The sequence below is a fragment of the Paenibacillus sp. P3E genome (genome assembly GCF_001909045.1).
GTDB classification, from domain to species: Bacteria; Bacillota; Bacilli; order Paenibacillales; family Paenibacillaceae; genus Paenibacillus_AQ; species Paenibacillus_AQ helianthi.
This window is the reverse complement of sequence record NZ_LVWH01000165.1, coordinates 37,871-59,568: the sequence shown is the minus strand read 5'-3', so window position 1 is coordinate 59,568 and position 21,698 is coordinate 37,871. Positions and strand designations below refer to the sequence as shown.

General features: G+C 50.9%; 15 protein-coding genes and 2 pseudogenes. 13 read left to right on the top strand and 4 right to left on the bottom strand.

Features of this window, described 5'->3' with window-relative positions; translation table 11 throughout:
* The first annotated feature begins 152 nt into the window (after window positions 1-152).
* Window positions 153-332, top strand: coding sequence for an aspartyl-phosphate phosphatase Spo0E family protein (locus tag A3842_RS15340; protein WP_074101967.1), 180 nt, complete (start codon window positions 153-155; stop codon window positions 330-332).
* Window positions 333-385: 53 nt separating this feature from the next.
* Complete coding sequence (locus A3842_RS15335; RefSeq protein ID WP_074101966.1) at window positions 386-1,675, top strand: helix-turn-helix domain-containing protein; 1,290 nt, start codon at window positions 386-388, stop codon at window positions 1,673-1,675.
* Window positions 1,676-1,985: 310 nt separating this feature from the next.
* Here A3842_RS15335 and moaA read toward each other — a convergent pair whose 3' ends face one another.
* Complete coding sequence (moaA, locus tag A3842_RS15330) at window positions 1,986-2,987, bottom strand: GTP 3',8-cyclase MoaA (RefSeq protein WP_074101965.1); 1,002 nt, start codon at window positions 2,985-2,987, stop codon at window positions 1,986-1,988.
* A 488-nt stretch (window positions 2,988-3,475) separates the two neighbouring features.
* Here moaA and A3842_RS15325 point away from each other — a divergent pair, with 488 nt between their 5' ends.
* The 3 genes from A3842_RS15325 to A3842_RS15315 all read left to right on the top strand — a co-directional run bounded on the left by A3842_RS15325 (window position 3,476) and on the right by A3842_RS15315 (window position 6,205).
* Entirely contained in the window at window positions 3,476-4,171 is a 696-nt protein-coding gene (locus A3842_RS15325; RefSeq protein ID WP_074087346.1) for a TorD/DmsD family molecular chaperone, read from the top strand.
* Between the two features lie 167 nt (window positions 4,172-4,338).
* A complete protein-coding gene (locus A3842_RS15320; RefSeq protein WP_074087345.1) occupies window positions 4,339-4,812 on the top strand; it encodes a MarR family transcriptional regulator in 474 nt (157 codons plus the stop codon).
* Window positions 4,813-4,969: 157 nt separating this feature from the next.
* Window positions 4,970-6,205 carry an MFS transporter gene (locus A3842_RS15315; protein ID WP_074101964.1) on the top strand — a complete coding sequence of 412 codons (1,236 nt, stop codon included), beginning with the start codon at window positions 4,970-4,972 and terminating at the stop codon, window positions 6,203-6,205.
* A 66-nt stretch (window positions 6,206-6,271) separates the two neighbouring features.
* On the opposite strand, the gene A3842_RS15310 is transcribed toward A3842_RS15315, so the two are convergent.
* Window positions 6,272-9,442, bottom strand: coding sequence for an efflux RND transporter permease subunit (locus tag A3842_RS15310; RefSeq protein ID WP_074101963.1), 3,171 nt, complete (start codon window positions 9,440-9,442; stop codon window positions 6,272-6,274).
* 108 nt (window positions 9,443-9,550) lie between these two features.
* On the bottom strand, window positions 9,551-10,468 hold the full coding sequence (locus A3842_RS15305; RefSeq protein WP_083606872.1) for a TetR/AcrR family transcriptional regulator: 918 nt from the start codon (window positions 10,466-10,468) through the stop codon (window positions 9,551-9,553).
* A 235-nt stretch (window positions 10,469-10,703) separates the two neighbouring features.
* Between A3842_RS15305 and cls the strand changes: the two genes are divergently transcribed.
* Window positions 10,704-12,212, top strand: a complete 1,509-nt coding sequence (gene cls, locus A3842_RS15300) for a cardiolipin synthase (RefSeq protein WP_074087342.1) — start codon at window positions 10,704-10,706, stop codon at window positions 12,210-12,212.
* Between the two features lie 142 nt (window positions 12,213-12,354).
* Here cls and A3842_RS15295 read toward each other — a convergent pair whose 3' ends face one another.
* Complete coding sequence (locus A3842_RS15295; protein ID WP_256701709.1) at window positions 12,355-13,899, bottom strand: phospholipase D family protein; 1,545 nt, start codon at window positions 13,897-13,899, stop codon at window positions 12,355-12,357.
* Between the two features lie 280 nt (window positions 13,900-14,179).
* Between A3842_RS15295 and fni the strand changes: the two genes are divergently transcribed.
* From fni to A3842_RS15265, 7 genes and pseudogenes are all read left to right on the top strand, one after another.
* Window positions 14,180-15,307 carry a type 2 isopentenyl-diphosphate Delta-isomerase gene (gene fni / locus A3842_RS15290; protein WP_083609596.1) on the top strand — a complete coding sequence of 376 codons (1,128 nt, stop codon included), beginning with the start codon at window positions 14,180-14,182 and terminating at the stop codon, window positions 15,305-15,307.
* Between the two features lie 39 nt (window positions 15,308-15,346).
* A complete protein-coding gene (locus A3842_RS15285; protein ID WP_256700727.1) occupies window positions 15,347-15,817 on the top strand; it encodes a GNAT family N-acetyltransferase in 471 nt (156 codons plus the stop codon).
* Window positions 15,818-16,050: 233 nt separating this feature from the next.
* A complete protein-coding gene (ychF, locus tag A3842_RS15280; protein WP_074087341.1) occupies window positions 16,051-17,151 on the top strand; it encodes a redox-regulated ATPase YchF in 1,101 nt (366 codons plus the stop codon).
* Between the two features lie 298 nt (window positions 17,152-17,449).
* Window positions 17,450-18,517, top strand: a complete 1,068-nt coding sequence (gene prfA / locus A3842_RS15275) for a peptide chain release factor 1 (RefSeq protein WP_074087340.1) — start codon at window positions 17,450-17,452, stop codon at window positions 18,515-18,517.
* A 25-nt stretch (window positions 18,518-18,542) separates the two neighbouring features.
* A pseudogene (locus tag A3842_RS33780) lies at window positions 18,543-18,914 on the top strand (N5-glutamine methyltransferase family protein); the annotation flags it as partial.
* Between the two features lie 318 nt (window positions 18,915-19,232).
* Window positions 19,233-19,730 (top strand): annotated as a pseudogene (locus A3842_RS33775) (N5-glutamine methyltransferase family protein); the annotation flags it as partial.
* Between the two features lie 669 nt (window positions 19,731-20,399).
* On the top strand, window positions 20,400-21,584 hold the full coding sequence (locus A3842_RS15265) for an FtsW/RodA/SpoVE family cell cycle protein (RefSeq protein WP_074101961.1): 1,185 nt from the start codon (window positions 20,400-20,402) through the stop codon (window positions 21,582-21,584).
* Window positions 21,585-21,698: the final 114 nt, after the last annotated feature.

Sequence of the window (21,698 nt, the reverse complement as noted above, 5' to 3'; positions counted from 1 at the left end):
CACTATGACGTCCTGCTACCCGGGGGCGTTTCTTTATGTATAACCCTGCTAGATCCTTTACCACGGAAATTAAATAAGGCACTGCAACTATAATAAACAACTATAATTTTACATAAATAACTAAAATATTGCATAAGGAGGCGGAAATCGTCATGAGTAATACTGAATTCATTAGAATTCGTATGGAGCGGGCAAGGCGTAAGCTTCATCCGATGCATATGCAGTATGGTGGTTTTAGCCACCCGGAGATACCTCGGCAATCAGCAGAACTGGACAAACTCCTGAACAATTACAGCAATATCCACATTAAGCAGAGACGGCGGCAGGTCTGAATAGAATGTATAAAGATAAATATGATTAAAAATCTGAAGAAGGTGGTATTGCCTTGGAGCATACAGCGACAATACGTGATAAGATATGGGCTTATTTATCAGACCAGAGGCTGACAATTAATAAATTTGCTGTACTCAGCGGTATTCATTCCGGGACACTTAGCCGGATTTTGAAAGGTCAGCAGGCTATGGCCATGAGCCATTTGGAACGGATCACCCGGAGTATGGGGCTGGAGGAAGACTATTTTTACAGTAAGTATGTGGATGAGTGCCTATATGATTCTGCACCGAATTGGCGGCGGCTTCGGCCGTTTATTTTGCGTTCTGCTGAGCTTGGACGTCTGGATTGCATCGAACGTTTGGTTCAGAGCCTGCTCGATAATCTTATGTATGGACCTCTGCTCTTTGATCTGGCGGAAGAGTTATTTCAGCAAGGTAAGCAGCAGGCGGCGAGGATCTTATACGAAAATGTAGGGGATAGCGAGAAGTATCAGCACTCCGAACGGCTGGCGCTTTGTCAATACCGTCTCTTCGAGATGTCCTTGGGCGATGATCCGCAAAAGAATCTGCTAGCAGCTACTCTATTTGAGAGCTATGTGACTCGACTGAGTGAGGCGCATCAATTGGATGCGTTAAGACAGTTAATACATGTATATTATTCATTGCATGACTGGCCAAAGGCAGATGAACTGGCACAGGAAATGCACCGACTTGCAACTATTCAATATAATCTTCGCAGCCGGTCAGACCATAGGTATACCAATGACGAAATCTTGGAAAGACCTTTATATTATTATATTCTATACGCACAACTTATGCGTTCTTGTGCATTCGAGGAGCTTGGAGACTACAAGGCTGCGCTTGAGTTTGTGCCACTCTATACAGATGGCAGCTGGATACAGGAAGAAGGGGAGGAAGCCAACCGAATTATAGCCCAGTTCCATGAGTGGGGAACGGCAAATACTTATTTGATTCGCTTAATGGATGGACAGCAGGATGTACTAGATGAGTATGTGAATTTTGTTTCGACAAGGGAGAATGAGATTTTTACAGCCTTGTTTAAAATTGTGGAGACGGCCAATCGCTATCAGTGGGATGTGGACCACATCCTGAAGCGTTTTTCTGCTTACATACCTTACCGAAGATACGCCAAACGTAATAAGCAAATCAACGATGATCATCATACCCGCTTCTGCAGCGAACTGGCAACCTATTATCTGGCCCGCAGGCGGTACAAAGGCAATGAAATCTCAATGCGCAGCGTGGATCTTTCCGCCAAAATCGACAACGGGCGTAATGTCATCAAAGGCACGTTATCGGTGGATTTTGAGATTAATATATAGGGTGGTGTTCCGAATTCAATGTTCCATCCGTCCCACTCAGTGTTTGGAAGATATAAAGAACTGATAGTAGTAGATTCAGCATTGCTATTGTCTACAAACTGATCTTTATAGCCTTGAATTTGCTTAATTGTACTGATCCTAAACTCATTCTATCTTAAGTGGTTTATAAATAGTGGTCTCTCTCTCTTTACAAACCGTATGAAAAGGAACTCCTTAGTTGTAATACGATGGATCGTCAACTAGACCGAACACAATAAACGGCAGAACTGTCCTGAAGCGGATAGTTCTGCCGTTTATTGTGTTATGGCCGCTACCCGCCGATTTGCGACATGCGTCTCGTGGTTGGGGTATGGCTTTGCGTTTTACGCTCCAGGGCGAGCGCCATTTCGTGGTTATGCGGCTTGTTGCCCAATGCCTGGCGGAATAAAGCCTGTACGGCTGCAGGATCACCGGTCAGAGGGCGTACATTGTACTCATCTGCCCAGTAGAGACAGGCCTTAATGTGTCCGTCTGCCGTAAGGCGCAGCCGGTTGCAATTGTCGCAGAAATGCTCGCTTACCGGATGGATCAGCCCGAAGGTCCCGCGCGCACCGACCACCCGCCGGTTCTGGGAGGGGCCATTGCCTGAGGGCATGTCCGCTTCTTCAGTAGCCCAGCCTGCTTCATTGCAGGCTTCAATTACCGTTTCCAGCGGCAGATACGTCTGACGCCAGGCATCGCTGGCGCTGCCGATGGGCATATATTCGATGAACCGTACATTCAGCGGGCTGTTCAGGGTCAGCGAGATAAAGTCTTTGATCTCATCATCATTGATGCCTTTCATCAGCACCACATTGAGCTTAATCGGGGAGAGTCCTGCCGCCTCTGCGGCTTCAATCCCTTTCAGCACCTTGGCGACTTCTCCGCCGCGTGTAATCATGGCGAAGCGGTCCTGCTGCAGTGAATCCAGGCTAATGTTCACACGTGACAAGCCCGATTGCTTGAGCAGCGCGGCTTTGGCGGGAAGCATCAGGCCGTTGGTCGTAAGGGATATATCTTCAATGCCCGGGATGGAGGCAATCATGGAGACCAGCTGATCCAGATCCTTGCGGACCAGAGGTTCGCCCCCGGTTAGCCGGACCTTGCGTAACCCCAGAGGGGCCAGCGCTTCCACCACAGCGGTAATTTCTTCGTAACTCATAATCTCGTCCTGGGGCTGGAATTGCATTCCTTCCGCAGGCATACAATAAATGCAGCGCAGGTTGCAGCGGTCTGTAACCGAAATGCGCATATAATCATGCAATCGTCCAAAAGGGTCCGTCAACGGTTCCATAGGGTGCTCCCTTCAGCGTCGAATTTTAAAAGATAAGAATTTATGCGCCTCGCGCAAACCATTATCCTTATCTTTCTCGCTGAAACGGGTGACGTCCTTGTAAGGACGGCGAAGCCGTTTCTACTTGGTTTAAATTTTAAGGAATGTTAGCGTCCACGTCAATGCGCCATGGCTGTGGCATGTATCGACAATGAAAGTGGAAGAGGGTGACGCCAGTTGTATATGAATAGAAACAGACAACCTATATAATATGTGACGAAACCCGAATGGCAAAGCCCAATTTTGACAGAAATGCGACAATTTAAGGGAATGGTCATAGAATGCTCACCGAAAGCGCTTCCTGATTCCGATATAATCTAGGTGCAGAAGTATTATTCGTTTACATTCACTCACTTTTTGCGAAGAACACAGCCAGGAGACCGGATAACGCGCGCCTTACATGCAATAGGCGATAAGCGCCCGGCAAACCAATAGGGAGGATTTGCAAAATGACTATAACCACTGTTCCATCGCTTGTCGTGCCGGAGGCATTCACTCGTTGGCTGGAAAGCCGGGGATTAATATATCAACTTTTAGTGGACTTTTATGGACGAAAGCCCAGTCTGTCTCTGGTCGCCCAGTGGAGCCGCAATCGCCAGATCAGTGTCGCAGCCGAGATGACGGAAGGCGGACGGGAGCTCAAACGCTACCTTTGCAGCCAGGAGCCTTCAGCGCTGCCACAGATTTGTGAGCGGGAGAACCGTGAATACATGCGCTTGATGAATGAACGTGCGGCCAGTACTATTGTGGCGCGCGAAGCAGCAGAGCTTGGCCGTGAGGAAGAATTCTGCAACGTGCTATCCGATGTGTATGCGTCGGCGGGAATTGTATTCAAGAAATGCGGCGGTGAAGCCGATGATCATATCTCCATTGAGTTGGAATTCATGGCCGTGCTGCATGAGCGTATGCTGTACAACAGCTTCTCGATCCGCAGTGCCATGGACCTGCTGGAGATCCAGGAACAGTTCCTGGAGGAGCATCTGCTGAAATGGACGCCGCAGTTCTGCGAGCGCCTGAATGCGGCAACAGATAGCCCGCTCTATCTTGGCCTCAGCCATATGTTGGAGGAATTCCTGCCGCAGGACCTGCAAATGCTGCGGGCCTGGAAAGCTTCGCTCGAGAGTTCCGCATCGGCGATGGCCTAAAAGGAGTATATACAGACAGAAATAAGACCGTCCTCAGTCAGGGCGGTCTATTTTTATTAGATAAGCATTAATAAACTTTCGGGGTGAGAGCAGGACTATCACTCTATTTTTGTTTTTGGTAAGGTAGAGTTATATTGTGGATGCACCAGCGGGTGGGAGGACAGGCCATGAACAAAGAAGAACAGGTCTTAACGGGTTTCAGGGACTTATTTAATAAGATGGTTTGGCTTAATAAGGATAAGATGGAAGACAGTCTTAAGGGCCATAAGTCTTCGGAAGTACATTGCATCGAATACATCGAAAGAAATACAGATTCCAACGTGACCAAACTTGCGGAGTCCTTGTATATGACTAGAGGTGCCATAAGTAAAATCACGAAGAAGCTCATAAAAAAGGGCCTTGTTGAAAGCTACCAGAAACCTGATAACAATAAAGAAATCTACTTTAGACTTACGGAACAGGGAAAAGAAATTAACAAAATCCATGAGGAACTGCACCAAGAGTTTCGAGAGCGGGATAAAGCTGTATTTGAGCAAGTAACTGAGGAGCAATTTGACAGTATGCTTATTTTCGTGGAAAGGTATAACAGGCACCTGGATGCAGAAATAAAAAAACTGGGTGCAGATACGAGGCCGGAATAAATTTGAATACTGAAAATCAAACCACAGGCAGCCGGGTTCTATGGAGAACGGGCTGCATTTTTATGGTTATTTTATTGTTGACTAGGAAACAAAAATATAATACGATAAATTTGTTTCCTAGGAAATAAAACGATGAGCTTTTGAGGGGAGAACTTAAGTGTCCAAATTCAGATCACACAATGAACAGAAAACGGAACAAACCGTAGATAAACACGCATTAATATTCGGCCTTATATCTGTTTTTCTTTGTGGAATAGGCTTTAGTATCATAGCACCTGTCGTCCCATTCTTAGTACAGCCCTATACAAGCAATCCAGGAGAACAAGCTATAGTTGTTACGCTGCTGACCTCTGTTTATGCACTCTGCGTATTTTTTGCTGCTCCCGTACTTGGAGCCTTGAGCGATAAATATGGCCGTCGTCCGTTGCTCTTGATTTGCCTTTTAGGTTCCGCAGTCGGGTACTTGGTTTTCGGCATAGGAGGAGCTCTATGGGTACTGTTTGCCGGACGCATAATTGAAGGTGTAACCGGCGGCAGCATAGGTACGATCTTCGCCTATTTTGCTGACATCATTCCTCCGGAGCAGAGAACCAAATACTTTGGGTGGGTCAGTGCGGTTGTAGGGGTAGGCACCGTTATTGGCCCAACTCTGGGCGGGTTACTTGCCAAGTTTGGTTATTCTATACCTATGTACTTTGGAGCCGTAATCACTTTATTGAATGTAACTTATGGATTCTTCTTTATGCCTGAGAGCCTTGGCAAGAATAACAGATTGAAAGTGATTACCTTGGTAAGATTGAATCCATTTATTCAGCTTGCAAGCATACTTTCCATGAAGAACTTAAGCAGGCTGCTTATCTCAGCATTCTTGCTCTGGATTCCGAACGGATCTTTACAGGCCGTTTTTTCACAATTTACATTGGATACTTTCAGTTGGAAGCCTGCACTAATCGGCCTTATGTTCTCAATCATGGGCTTCCAGGATATCATTTCCCAAGGTCTCATCATGCCAAAGCTTTTGAAAAAGTTCAGTGATGAACAGATAGCCATTCTTGGAATGGTCTCGGAGATGATCGGCTACAGTCTGTTTGCGTTATCTGCTTTGTTCTCGTTCTATCCTCTTTTTATCGCCGGAATGTTTATATTTGGTTTTGGCGATTCAGTCTTCGGGCCTTCTTTCAATGGGATGCTCTCCAAATCTGCCGATTCGAGCGAACAAGGAAGGATTCAAGGAGGGAGCCAGTCTATTCAGGCTCTGGCAAGAATGATCGGGCCTATCATCGGAGGTCAAATCTATGTGTCACTTGGCCATGCCGCGCCTGCTTTTATGGGTGTGATCCTTATAGCAGCGGCAATACCCGTTTTATATAAGAGAACGCAAATCAAAGTGTAGCCTATCCATAAAAAAGCACGGCGCCTTCCCATAAGGAAAGACGCCGTGCTCTTCGGAGATTAAGCCTTATTCATATACCTTTTTGCTGCGGAATTTCATCAGGAATTCATACACGACCGGCACAACGACCAGTGTCAGCAGGGTGGAGCTGACAAGACCGCCGATAACCGTTACACCGAGACCCTTGGAGATGATGCCGGCGCTGTTTTCGAGGCCGGATACGAGCGGCAGCAGTGCGCCGATGGTCGCCAGTGCGGTCATCAGAATCGGACGCAGGCGTGTAGCTCCGGCTTCAAGCAAGGCTTGACGCGTGGATAGCCCTTCTTTTTCCTTGTGGATTACACGGTCGATCAAGACAATCGCATTGGTGACGACGATCCCGATGAGCATCAGTGCGCCCATAAGGGCAGAGACGTTCAGCGTTTCCCCCGCCAGCAGCAGGGCAACCAGTGCACCGATAATCGTGAATGGCAGGGAGAACAGGATCGCGAACGGTGCCAGACCGCCGCCAAACGTAACCACAAGCACGAAGTACACAATGGCAACAGCGGCTGCCATGGCAATGCCGAGTTGTCCGAATGTATCATTAATCTGCTCGGTTACACCGCCGAAGGTGACGGTTACGCCATCCGGCAGATCGAGGGCATCGATTTTTTCCTTAACGCTGTTTGAAGCGCTGTTCACATCATTCGCAATAATCTCAGCGGTAACATCCACCTTCATTTTACCGTCTTCCCGGGTAATGGAGTCCGGCGAAGTGCCGTTCTTAATCTTGGCAACCTCACCAATGGGCACCGTAATACCGAGCGGGGAAGTTAGTGTAGCGTCTTCCATTTCCTGAATGCTAGTATACGTATCTTTGTCGGTTTCAATGTAGACATTGTAGTTTTTGCCGTCCATTGCTACCTCTGTCAGTACAGGGCGGGTACCGGCAGGGCTAAGCTTCATAGCAATTTGTCCGGCGGTTAGGCCGAGCGAACTGAGTTTGGCCTGATCTGCGACGATGGTGTACTGATCATAGGCTTCAGAGAGACTGGTCTCCCCGTCCTTGAAGTTGTTGGTGTCGGCCTTCACGATACCGGCAATTTCGTCGGCTACCGGCTTAAGCTGATCCAGACTGTCGCCAAAAATGTTCACGGTCAGCGTACTGCCGCCAAGACCACCGCCGGACATGCCGGACAAATCACCCCAGACACCATTCGGTACTTCTTTGGTCAGACCTTTAATCAGGTTTTCTTTTACCGTATCGAAATCAGGAGTGTCGCTGTCAAAGGTAACGTAGAAGAGACCCGAATTCCCGGAGCCGCCCATCCCGAACGGGCTGCTGCCTCCGATGGAATATTGCATTTTATCCAGATGCTCTTTATCCATATACTTTTGAGCCAGAATATATTTTTCGGCCTTCAGGCCTTGCTCCTTGACGTCTTCCAGCGTTTGTCCTGCTTTTGGAGAGAAGGTAAGCGTAACGTTCTTCTCTTCCTGGGAAGGCAGGAAGCTGACACCGATAGGTTTAATCAGGAACACGCTGCCTATCAGCAGAAGCACAGCAACGCCGAAGGTGATCAGCTTATGGGATAGCGACCAATTCAGAATCTTCTGATAGCCGGCAGCCATTCTGTCAGGCTTCTCGCTGTGGCTTTTCTTGCCTTTCTTCAGGCCGTTGCGGAACAGCGTATGTGCCAGTGCGGGCACCAGGGTAATGGCAACTACAAGTGAAGCGAGCAGAGCGAATACCATCGTGAGGGCAAACGGCAGGAACAGCTCGCCCACCATACCGCTGACAAAAGCGAGCGGCAGGAATACAGCAATAGTTACGATGGTGGAGGACATAATCGGCACGAACATTTCACGTGTCGCCGCGCTTATTAGCTCACGGCCGCGCAGCTTCTCCCCGGACAGGGTTAGCCGCCGGAAGATATTCTCTATGACAACGATCGAGTCATCGACGACACGCCCTATGGCAACCGTCATCGCTCCAAGCGTCATCATATTCAGCGTGATGTCCATCTGACGCAGGCAGAGAATCGCAATCAGCAGGGATAATGGGATAGAGATGATGGAAATAATCGTCGAGCGGATATTCCGCAGGAACAGCAGGATAATCAGTACGGCGAACAGAGCACCAAAAGCAGCCTTGGACAACATCGTATTTACGGAATCCTCAATCGGCTTTCCTTGATCCAGCAGGACGGTGAGATTCATCGACTTGAACTGCTTCTTCAGTTGTTCCGTTTTATCCTTAACGCCGTTGACCACGTCTACCGTGTTGGCGTCATTGGCTTTTACAATCTGAATCCCGATGGATTCCTTGCCGTTCGTGCGGGAGATGGACTCGGATTTGCCGACAACTTCAATAGATGCCAGTTCTCCCAGCTTGACTGTGGGCAGTCCGGTCATAGCCGCACCGGGAGCAGGAGCGGCACCAGTACCTGCTGCGGCACCAGCCGAAGCACCAGCTGCATTAGCACCTGGAGCTGCACCTGCACCAGACGGTACCACTGGAATACTCAGGTTTTTCAGATCTTCAACGGTAGTGACATTTCCGTCTACTACTACTGCTTTTTGCGAATGCTCCATGGTGAAAAGTCCAAGAGGCACACGCAGGGAAGAGCCTTGGACAATTCCCTTGATCGTCTCTTCAGTCAGCCCGTATTGCTTCAGCTTATCCTGGTTGAACTTAAGGGTAACTTCCTTCACATATTGTCCGGCAATCTGAACGGAGGCGACGCCTTCGATATCTTCCAGAGCAGGGCGGATATCGTTCTCCGCGATGCGGGTCAGTCCTTCCAGATTCTCAGAGCTGTTGTCGGACAAGCTAAGTGAAATGACCGGCAGGGAGCTTAGGCTGAACCGGGAGATTTGCGGCTTTTGCACATTCTCCGGCAAGGTGACTTCGTTCAGCGCCTCCCGGACAGCTGCCGTAGCGTTATCCAGATTCGTTCCATAATCAAATTCAATGGTGATGCTGGAGGCATTTTCGAGCGAGTTCGAGGTTAGTGTCTTCACGCCGTCCACATTGCGGAGCTTCTGCTCCAGCGGTTTGCTGACATCGTTCACCACGCCCTCCGGTGCAGCCCCCGGGTATATCGTTGTTATGCTGAGATAAGGAATGCTGATGTTAGGCAGCGTCTCCTGCTTCATGGTCAGACCGCTGTAGAGACCGGCGAACACAATGATAATCGTCAGAAGCCAAATAGCGAATTTGTTTCTGAGCGAGAAATTAATTAAGCTCTTCATAAGTTGCGTTTCTGCTCCTCTCGGGCCTTCCTTAGGGAAAACCTCAATATAAATGTGAGACGGTTACTCCTATACATCTTTCTCTCTTTGCTGCTTACACGTACTTAATCAGTGAAAACCGCATATGCCCGGTGATTGTAGCGGGATCTGCTTCTGTAGATCCTCCAGTTGCTGTTGAACGGCGGAACAGCCCTGCAGGTTACCCAGCATGCCTTGAATAATGGCCTTGCGGGGGTGGGGCATGAGAATTTCGCCTTCCAGAATGGCTAACGATTCCAGGCCGTCATCTATGCTCTGCAGGTCCATGTCCTTGGCCGAATTCAGCAGCTCTTTCATTTCTTTGATCAGCTGCAGGGGATTTCGTTGAAGGCTGCTGCCATCATGATTCTCTATCCAGCTGTCCAGAACGATAGGAGCGATCAGAGGGACAGGATGTCCGGCGAGAAGACCGGCAACCACAATATCCAGGAGGTCCACAAGATGATCTGCAAGTCGCGGAATGGAAACTGCGGACTCGTGGTTGAAAAGAACCCAGATGTAGGAATGGAGGATTCCATGCCCCAGCAAGAATAACTCTCCTGTATAAGGAATGATCTCCTTACCATACATAATCTCCAGCTTGTCCCGGGACCAGTTCAGCAGGGGGCCGTTGATTTTGCGCAGCCATTCAGGCGCATCGGGCATGCCTTTTCCGGCCAGCTCCTGAATTTGCCGCTGAAAAAATTCCCTCAGCTCATACACATGATGAAGCAGAATTTCAATCTGGTTGCGCAGCTTCGCGCGGGGAGGTCTTGAGCTCTCCTCTTCCTGCTGCAAAGGGTCGTGGATCATACGGAAGCAATATATATAAATGCTGCGTTCCAGCTCCTCCTTGGATTTGAACACCAGGTAGAGACTGCCTTTGGATATCCCGCATAATTCTGCAATCTCCTGCATCGAGGTGGAGGATGAACCTTTCACAGCGAATAGCTGCATGGCTGTTTTAATAATTTGTTCCTTTTTCATAGCATTTTTATTGGCTGACAAGGATGTTGGCTCCTTTCTGACCAATGAGTTCTGTAATTGACTATTGGGTCAAACCGATTATAGTATATATATTAAGCCAATACAAATGTAGCTACGCAGGAGGCAGTCAAGTGGTTACAGTATTGTTGTAATTTCTGTTTTGCAATCGATTCCTGTAGGAAGAAAGGTTTTCTTCATGTAATATATAAATGTGTCATTTTAGTGATGAAAGGTAGAAAGAGAAGGTAGGTTATCTATGAGAAGAGGATTGCAGGCTTTAGTCATTATTGCAGCATTAGTGGCATATTATTATTTTGGCTTCGGCGTATTTGGCAATACTGCCGGGACAATTATGGGTGTTCTCTCTACGCTCACCGTCGTCTCCATCGGTCTTGGCATTTTTATGGAGAACCGTAATCCCTCCACGACGATGTCCTGGATTCTGCTGCTCGCGCTGATTCCGGTGCTGGGACTCGTCTTCTATGTACTGTTTGGGCAAAATGTGTTCAAACGGCGTAAATATGATAAAAAGGCTCAACGTGACCTAATGGCCTATGAACGGATTGAGAATGATGGCCTTCGTATGCACCAGGACTGGTCCATCTTTGATCCCAACCGCCAAAAGCTGCTGGGATTATCACAGAGGCTGGCGCGGACACCTGTTTCATTCAACTCCGAGACCCGCATTCTGACCAATGGTGAAGAGACCTTCGGCACACTGCTGCTGGAGCTGCGGCAGGCACAGCACCATATTCATATGGAATATTACATTTTTCGGGCGGACCATATCGGGACGCGGATTCAGCAGATTCTGATTGAGAAAGCCCGTGCGGGCGTAACCGTCAGATTTATGTATGACGCGGTGGGAAGTATTCAGCTGTCCCGTGCCTTTCTTAAGGAATTAAGCGATGCCGGAGTTCAGGTAGCGTCTTACGGCAATTCTACGTCCTTTTTTTCCAGCCGGGTCAACTACCGGAACCACCGTAAAATCGTGGTGATTGACGGAGATGTCGGCTTCATGGGCGGATTGAATGTGGGTGACGAATACCTCAGCCGCAGCAAGACATATGGTTTCTGGCGTGATACCCATATGTTGATTAGGGGCGAAGCGGTGCGGACGATGCAGATTATTTTTCTGCAGGACTGGATGCATACGACGGGCGAAAAAATACTGGAGCAGGATTACCTCTCCCCGCAGCTGCGGTTCACGACGGGGGACGGGGCGGTGCAGATTATCGCCAGCGGACCGGACAACGAGCGGCGTGCCCTCAAAAATATTTTCTTTTCCATGATCACTTCGGCGGAAAAATCAGTATGGATCGCCAGCCCCTACTTTATTCCGGATGAGGATATCTTAACAGCACTGCGGGTGGCGGCGATGTCCGGACTGGATGTGCGGCTGCTGTTCCCGGCCAAACCGGACAAGTGGATTCCCTTTCTGGCCTCCCACTCCTATTTCCCGGCGCTGCTGGAATCGGGCGTGAAGATTTATGAATATGAGAAGGGCTTCATTCACTCCAAGCTGCTGATTACCGACGGTCAAATTGCAACGATTGGAACGGCAAATATGGACATGCGCAGCTTCCATCTCAACTTCGAGGTCAATGCGCTGCTGCTGCAGACGGAAAGTGTCTCCCGTATCGTGGCGGATTTCGAACGCGACCTGCTGTCCACCAGTCAGATTGTGCATGAGACCTTCATGAACAAACGGCTGCTGGAGCGGCTGCTGGAATCGGCGGCAAGACTGATGTCCCCATTGCTGTAAGTCAGGCTTAAGCGGGCTAACGCAGATGGCTAAGCAATCGGCCAATCCAATATATAACCTGAAAAGACCGCCGGACAAGGCTGCGTACAGCTGTCCGGCGGTCTTTGGTATGGAATCAGAGAGTGTGATGCTTCTTCAGGACTTAAAAAGTAGTGAACCCCAGGTTCTTCTGCATACGGAACAGGATATATTTGATCCAGGTCACATCACTTTGGTACTCTTCAAGCGGCAGACTGTACTGTGCATCCTCGTTGCTCCACAGCCGGTTGAAGTAGCTCTCCATTTCGGCATACAGCGGTTGTTCCTTCGTCAAGCCGACCCACAGATTATTTTCCAGATTAATGTCATCCAGGTTGCGGGCTGTAAAATTGGTTGAGCCACCGAGGACTACTGACTGGCCGCTGGCTTTGGCAATGAACATTAGCTTGGTATGGTATTGTTCTGTGCCTGTATTGTACCAGCGGATGGCAATTTTTCCGCCGGTGCGCTTGTTCAGATCCATGGCCACCGGACGGTTGGGGATACCGATTTTATCGCGTCCGAAGGCGTTCTGGTTCGGATCCATCAGGAGCCGGATGTCTGCCCCCCGTGCGGATGCCTTCACCAGTTCGTCCAGAATCCTGTCATCGGCCAGATAGAACATGCCCATCCAGAGCGTGTCGCCCTTGCCGGTGGAACGGATGCCTTCGAGTGCGTATTTATAGATTTTACCTTCGGTTAAGTAACACACCTCCAGTGGTCCGCCGGGCTTCACAGCACCCTGTCGGGAGAATACGGGCATCTTGCTGAGGATCGGCCCCGCTTCAGACAGATCGGCTGCCGCCTGCTCGCTTTTCAGGATATCGGAGATGATGGGCCCCTGCACTTCCAGCGCACTGTTGGAATGATAGGCACTGGCATCATGTACATTACCCGATGAGATCAGTGCGGTCTTCTCGCTGACTACCACTTTGCGGTGATTGGCTTTTACATTCAGCAGTTTCAGATAAGAGCGGACCGTGATATCGGGTCCTCCGCTTGCCATCAGGTTGGGAATCCACCCTGTACCGGACTGGCCAAACCATTGAATGAATGTCCGCCATACGGCTGAGTAGGCAGGGGTCGAATCACGCAGCGGATCAACATCAGTCAGGATGATCTTGATTCCGGCGGCTCTCATCTCTTCCAGCAGTGGATTCGGGGCAGATCCGTAATTGGTATTGACCTCATCCGTGATGAAGACGATCTCCATATCGGGGTGGGCCGCCTGCTGTGTGACGAGTTTATCGGCCAGCTCCTGGCTTACTGCAGGAAAGTGCTGATCTTTATGGGTGTAATGATTGAACAGGAACAGATCAATCACCAAAAACTGCCGTGATTCTTCTATGATCTGCAGGATGCGGGGCAAGATCTGATCTTCGTGCTGCTCACGCCCGCTCTTATCCGGATAGGTAAGGTCATGCCAGAAAGACACCTTGTCGACTTGGTACACAGGACTTTCGAAAGATATTCCCGCAGGAAGCGGCTTGTGGGTCTGATATATCATCACCCCCGCCAGCCAAAAAATAAGGAGTCCAAGCATCCACCAAATCCATTTGTGTCGGCGGTGGCGGGGTGGCCGCTTGTGATGAAGCGGAGGGGAATTCCGGTTATTGGCATTGTTGTTATCCGTTGGCCCGGACGGAGCGGTAGAGTGGTCTGGATTCATGGGTTCCTCCTGATGTGCTGCTGAATAAGCTTGTTATTAAGTATGCTCCGGCATAGTATTCAACTATTTACACCCGGAGCATTAAATTGAAGCAGATCTAATGCCTGATGCAAGGTTGCTACCGTGATTTATGAACATAGATGTGCTTTACGGATATGCGTTGCGGATATGCTATAATGGAACGTGCTGGTAAGCGCTCAACATTATGATGCTGAAAATCTCTTGCGGGAGGCAGTACCTCCCTGCATATCATAGATCGTTAGGAACGGGGGATGTCAGCATGAACCAGATGCCGCAGGATGAATTATCATACAACGTAGGCAAGAAACCCGGCACAGCCCCGCAAGCTGCAAAACCTGACGGACATCAGTCTCTGCTGCCTTCATCCACAACGGGGGAACGCAAGATTGAACATGTGAGACTCTGCTTGAACGAGGAAGTTGGAGGCAGCGGCATTACATCTGGCTTCGAGCATTACCGCTTCCGCCACAATGCGCTCCCTGAGATGAATTATGATGATATATCACTGCGGACAGTCTTCCTGGAACGGGAGCTGCGTACTCCGCTGCTGATCAGCTCCATGACCGGCGGAAGCAGTTCTACAGGCGCTATTAATGCCAGGCTGGCCGAGGCAGCCGAGCGCCGGGGTTGGGCGCTCGGGGTCGGTTCCATCCGGGCGGCCGTGGAACGGTCCGAGCTTGCCTCCACCTTCCAAGTCCGTGATAGAGCTCCAGGGATTCCTGTCATCGCCAACATCGGAGCGGTGCAGCTGTCCTACGGCTTTGGCGTGGATGAATGCCGCCGTGCTGTAGAGATAGCCGGTGCAGATTGGCTGGTGCTGCATCTGAACGGGATTCAGGAGGTCTTTCAGCCTGAGGGCAACACCGGATTTGCCTCCTTGCTATCGCGGATTGAGCAGGTATCCCGGGCACTTGATATCCCTGTCGGAGTCAAGGAGGTCGGTTGGGGAATTGATGGCGAAACGGCTTCCCGGCTGTATGATGCCGGTGTTGCCTTTGTCGATGTAGCGGGGGCTGGTGGAACATCATGGAGTCAGGTGGAGAAGTTCCGCAGCAGTGATCCGGTACGGCGGGCCGCTGCAGAGGCCTTCGCGGATTGGGGGATTCCCACTGCCGAATGCATTGCGGAGGTAAGAGCGGCATCGAAGCACGGTGCGCTGATCGGCAGCGGCGGGCTGAGACATGGCGTGGATGCAGCGAAAGCACTTGCGCTTGGGGCCGATCTGGCCGGCTTCGGGCGGAATCTGCTCGGTCCGGCAGTGGAATCCGAGGAGGCGCTGGACCATGCGCTGGCTCAGGTGGAGTTGGAGCTGCGGATCGCAATGTTCGGAATCGGTGCGCCTGATCTGGCTGCACTTCGCAATACTCCCCGCCTAATAAAGCATTGAAGCGATTAGAGAATACGGAACAAGGAAGGGCGCAAAACGATGATCAAACTGGTCCAAATGGACGAAACCACATTTCAATTTTTCCTGAGCCAATCTACACGGGATTATGCAGAAGATAAAATAAAAGCCGGATCATGGGATACCGAGACTGCCATGCGCCTGTCCCAGGACGAGATGACCAAATCCCTGCCCGAAGGGCTCAACACCGAGGGGGCTTATATCTTTTCCATAGTAGAGACAGAGTCGGATGCCCAGGCCGGGTATATCTGGTTCAACGTGATCGAGGGACGCAGCGGGCGTGAGGCCTTTATTTATGATTTTTATGTTTTCGAACCGTTCCAGGGAAAAGGCTACGGCAAGCAGACGCTGCTTGCGCTTGATGAGGAAGCCCGTAAGCTGGACGTAACCAAAATCGGCCTGCATGTATTCGGGCAGAACAACCGTGCTTTCGAGCTGTACAAAAAAATGGGTTTTCTCATCACGGATATCACCATGTCGAAAGATCTCTAGAATAACTGGCCATGCTGGCAGGGAAGAGACCTCGGGGAGAGGTCTTTTTGGCGTTTTTATACATGAAGGTGGGGGTGGAGCTGATCACTATAAGCAGGCAGCTGCCCTTTAACGGACACATCCACCGGAGATCCGCTGTTGCTGGCGGTTTTGTTCTAATATATAATGGTTGAGATCAAGCCCCGGAAATTATGCGGTGATCAATCCAACCGAAAATAGGAGTTGTCATATAAATGGCTTTGAAAGCAGGTATCGTAGGACTTCCGAACGTAGGGAAATCCACATTGTTCAATGCAATTACACAAGCGGGAGCAGAATCCGCCAACTATCCGTTCTGTACCATTGACCCGAACGTAGGTGTCGTGGAAGTGCCAGATGAGCGTTTGGATAAGCTGACAGAGCTGGTGCAGCCGAATAAGACGGTTCCCACGGCTTTTGAATTTGTGGATATTGCCGGTCTGGTGCGCGGTGCGAGCAAAGGCGAAGGCCTCGGCAACAAGTTCCTGGCCCACATTCGTGAAGTGGATGCGATCGTTCATGTCGTGCGCTGCTTCGTGGATGAGAACGTTACCCATGTTGATGGCAAAGTGAACCCGATCAGCGACATCCAGACGATTAACCTGGAGCTGATTCTGGCTGACCTGGAGAGTATCGAGAAACGGATCGAACGCTCCCGCAAAAACATCAAGGGCGGCGACAAGAAATACGCCCAGGAAGTTGAAGTTCTGGAGCGCGTCAAAGAAGCGCTCTATCAAGACCAACCTGCGCGCAGCGTGGAATTATCCGATGACGAGCGTCTGATCGTGCGTGATCTTCACCTGCTCACCCTGAAGCCGGTACTGTATGCGGCCAATGTAGGCGAAGATGAAGTTGCCAGTGCTGAAGAGAACCCTTACGTTCAGCAGGTACGCGAGTTTGCTGTTGCCGAGAATGCCGAAGTAGTACCGATCAGCGCCAAAGTGGAAGCGGAGATTGCCGAGCTGGAAGGCGAAGACAAGGCAATGTTCCTGGAAGAGCTGGGCCTGCAGGAATCCGGGCTGAACCGCCTGATCAAAGCAGCCTACAAACTTCTCGGACTCTACACTTACTTCACTGCAGGTGTGCAGGAGGTTCGTGCCTGGACGATCCGCAAGGGAACCAAAGCACCGGGTGCCGCAGGGGTCATTCATACAGACTTTGAACGCGGATTTATCCGTGCGGAGGTTGTAGCATACGCTGATCTGCTTGCTGCCGGTTCGATGAACGGTGCCAAGGAACGCGGACAGCTGCGTCTGGAAGGCAAAGAGTATCTGGTACAGGACGGCGATGTCATGCATTTCCGTTTCAACGTATAAGCAAGCTAATCAAGTTATAGCAGCAGGAGGAAGTCATCCGGGCAGGGTTCTACTGGCGGATGGCTTTTTTTGCATAAGACCGTAGTAAGTCAACCTGTGTGAATAACATTTCTGCTGTTTTTACATAATAAGGAGCGGATTTCTCGGGCTGCAAAAATATACGTGACCTGGTGTGCGGCACTGTAGCCAATTGGCAGGTTCGGTGGTATAATATAAAGTCGTATATCTATTTTTATTGTATCAACAATTTAAAGTTTTAATATTGAATATGAAATTGAATCAGGAGAGGTGAATTCCCTTGTTGGACCGATTGCAATCCCTGGCGGACCGCTATGAGAAACTCAGTGAACTGCTTTGTGACCCGGATGTTGCAAGCGACAGTAAGAAACTGAGGGACTATTCCAAAGAACAATCCGATTTGCAGCCCGCCTTTGAGGCGTATGCCGAATATAAAAATGTAATGGAAGAGCTTGAAGCCGCTAAGATGATGCAGGGCGAAAAGCTTGATGATGAAATGAAGGAAATGGTCAAGATGGAGATTGACGACCTTTCCTCGCGCCAGGTTGTCCTGGAGGAGAAAATCCGCCTCCTGTTACTGCCGAAGGATCCTAATGACGACAAGAACGTGATTGTGGAAATCCGCGGCGCAGCCGGTGGGGACGAGGCGGCATTGTTCGCATCTGATCTGTACCGGATGTACACCCGCTATGCCGATACCCAAGGCTGGCGCATTGAACTGATGGATGTCAATACGAATGACCTCGGCGGATTCAAGGAGGTTATCTTCCTGATTAATGGACGTGGCGCCTACAGCAAAATGAAATTCGAAAGCGGCGCACACCGTGTTCAGCGTATTCCGGCCACGGAATCAGGCGGACGTATTCATACCTCGACTTCTACGGTATCGGTGATGCCTGAGGCGGAAGAATTCGAAATTGAAATTCACGATAAGGATATTCGCGTCGATACCTTTTGTTCCAGTGGTGCAGGCGGCCAGTCGGTTAATACCACCAAGTCAGCCGTTCGCGTAACCCACATCCCTACGGGGATAATGGCTACCTGTCAGGATGGAAAATCCCAGAACTCCAACAAGGAGAAGGCATTGCAGGTCCTGCGCGCCCGGATCTCGGATATGAAACGCCAGGAAGAGGAAGCAAAGTATGCCGGAGAACGCAAGAGCAAGGTCGGCACCGGTGACCGCAGTGAGCGGATTCGTACGTATAACTTCCCGCAGAGCCGTGTAACCGATCACCGTATCGGCCTTACGCTGCACCGCCTGGAGCAGGTTATGAACGGAGATATTACAGAAATTATCTCGGCGCTGTCAATTGCCGAGCAAGCGGAATTGATGGAAAAAGGAGAATAATGCTTTGAAACACGACGCTTATGTCATGCTTAACGTGCAAAGCATCCGGGAAGCCTTTGCGGAGGCTTCTTCTTTTTTGGACCAAGCCGGGTGTAATGAGCCGCAGCGCAGCAGCCAGCTGCTGCTAGAGCATGTGCTGGGCTTGTCCGGAGCGGCCTATTATATGGCTCTGGCTGACCCGTTTCCGCCTGCGGCGCGTGAGGCCTGGGAAGCCGCAGTCACCCGCCGCGCGGCCGGTGAGCCGGTGCAGTATATCATCGGCGAGCAGGAGTTTTACGGGCGGGCATTTGAGGTGACGCCCGACGTGCTGATTCCCCGGCCCGAGACGGAGCTGCTCGTCGAGGCGATTCTGAAGTACGGCGCGGAGCTGTGGCCGGACGGCCTTGTATCTGCGCCGGGCGGAGTGGCGCGGGACGTTGCATCGGCTGCGGGCGAAGTGGCGCGGGACAGTGCGGCTGCGGGTGAAATAGCGCTGGACAGTGCTGCGGTTGCGGGTGAAATGGCGCGGGACAGTGCGGCTGCGGGTGAAATAGCGCTGGACAGTGCTGCGGCAGCGGGCGGAGTGGTGCGGGACATTGCGGCTGCGGGTAAAGTGGCGCGGGACAGTACATCGGCTGCGGGTGAAACAGCAGCCGATGGGGGAGTTGAGGCGGGCAGCCTGGCAGCCCGCCGGGAGAGCGGCGCGGCAGGTGCGCGCGCGCCGCGTCCGCTGACCGCCGTCGATATCGGCGCCGGCAGCGGAGCGATCTCCGTCACGCTGGCGGCGGAAGCGCCGGCGTGGCGGGTCTGCGCCGGCGACATCTCGCCCGGCGCGCTGGCCGTGGCCGGGCGCAATGCGCAGCGGCACGGCACGGCAGTGGACCTGCGGCTCGGCGACCTGCTCGAGCCGTTTGCGGGGATGGAGACGGATATTCTCGTCTCCAACCCGCCGTATATTCCCGGCGCGGACATCGCCGGGCTGCAGCGTGAGGTGCGCGACCATGAGCCGCGCACCGCTCTGGATGGCGGCGACGACGGGCTGGACCCGTACCGCCGCATGATGGAACAGCTGGCGCTGCTTCCGGCGCCACCGCGCCTGGTCGGCTTCGAGCTCGGCCAGGGTCAGGCCGGGCAAGTGGCCGGCCTGCTGCGGGCGGCAGGCCACTGGAACGAGATCATCACGATCGATGATCTCACGGGCATCCCCCGCCATGTGCTGGGGATAGCGCGCTAGAACGGCCAAGTGCTATTTGCTGCTGGTGATTGCCCTTCACACGGTCAATCCCCGCGCCGTACAAGGCTGCTAAGGAAGGCTGGACAAGCCGGAGACAAGATATCTCCTGTAGTTTATCTTCTGTCTGTAAGAATAGAACTTTAAGAGTATTAACTGCTGATAGTGAAGTGGAATTTCTCCACTTATCCAGCAGGTATCCCTCTCAAGGCGACAGTTAGTGGGAATTCCTCCACTTATTTTGGATGAATCAAGGCTATTCACTCTAAATATCCAGATTAATTCTACTTATTCCCACTAATGACGTTACGGAAGCCGATTACCGCTGATTTAGTTTTACTTTTTCCACTATATAGAGTGAACTTAAGAATCTTACCTTGCAATTCGGTGAATCCCCGGGATAAAAAAGGGAGGGCCGTGCCGCTGCAGCTAAATGTAGCTTATATATACTATTAAGTGCGGTGAAAGTAAGGCATTCGTGTTACCTGTTACCAGATATGTTACGTTCTAATATGAACTAACTCTATGGGTTGGGCGGACATCCGTTCAGTGGAGCAGAACGATCCTCGTGTAAAATTGTATTTTTGCTGCCCCTTCCTTTACAATAGAATGGACGGGCCTTCGGTGCAGACAGGAATTCAGAAGACCCAGTACGGAGTAAGGAGACAGAATATGCTTCAGAAGATTAAAAAGATCGACGGTGTCATTGTAATCATTCTATTGCTGCTGATGGTCGTCAGCATTTTTTCCATATACAGCGTCACGCATGGGCGGGATAAGCTGGATGGGGCACATCTCCGGATGATCAAGTTCTATGTACTGGGCATCATCGCTTTTATCGGCCTGACTTTTGTGGATTATCGTTTGCTCGTGAAATATGCACTCTATGTGTATATCGCGGGAATAGGGATTCTGGTGCTGGTCAGCTTCATCGGCAAGGAGCAGAACGGAGCCCAGGGCTGGATTAAGCTCGGAGGGTTCAGCCTTCAGCCGGCGGAGCTCTTTAAGCTGATTTTGATTCTCTTTCTGGCGGCCATGCTTGTACGTAAGCGCAAAAACAAGCTGCTGTTCTGGCGGGATGTCGTTCCGTTGGGACTGCTCACCATACTGCCGTTCCTGATCGTCATCAGCCAGAATGACCTGGGTAATGCCCTTTCCTATATCATCATCCTGATTGGCCTGCTATGGATCGGCAATATCAAGTTCACCCATGCGCTGATCGGATTGCTGGTGATAGGCGGGACGGCAGCCGGGGGGATTATAAGCTACATTCACTACCATGATGAAATCAAGAATTTCCTTACCGATATCGGACGCTCCCACTGGGTGGAGCGCTTTGACCCGTGGCTGGTCCCTAATGAAGCGACTGCCAAAGCAAGCTACCATACCAAAAATGCCAAGCTGGCCATCGCCTCAGGAGGCATGAGTGGTGAGGGGTACATGAAGGGCAGCTCCGTGCAGACGGACCGGGTGCCTTACACCTATTCCGATTCCATTTTTGTGCAGATTGCTGAGGAATTCGGCTTCGTTGGCTCGGCGCTGGTACTGCTGCTCTATTTCATACTGATTCACCGGATGATTCTGATAGCACTGGAGTGCAAGGACCGGGGCGGGCCCTTCCTGATTGTAGGCATTGTAGCCATGATGCTGTACCAGATCTTCGAGAATATTGGTGCTTTTATCGGCTTGATGCCGCTGACCGGTATTACTCTGCCGTTCATTAGCTACGGGGGAACCTCACTGATGATCAATATGGCCAGCATCGGCCTGGTCATGAGTGTCCGCCTGCATGGTCAGGAAGTGGAAGAGGATCTGCCGAATCCGTCTTTATATGCCTCTCCTGCGAAGCAGGGATAGCTGTTTGAAAGATATACATGAAACCGCTGAAGCCCATCTGATGACGGGCTCCGGCGGTTTTTTATATTTCAGTGATGGTCTTGATGCCACACCAGGGATTATATAGACGGCTTC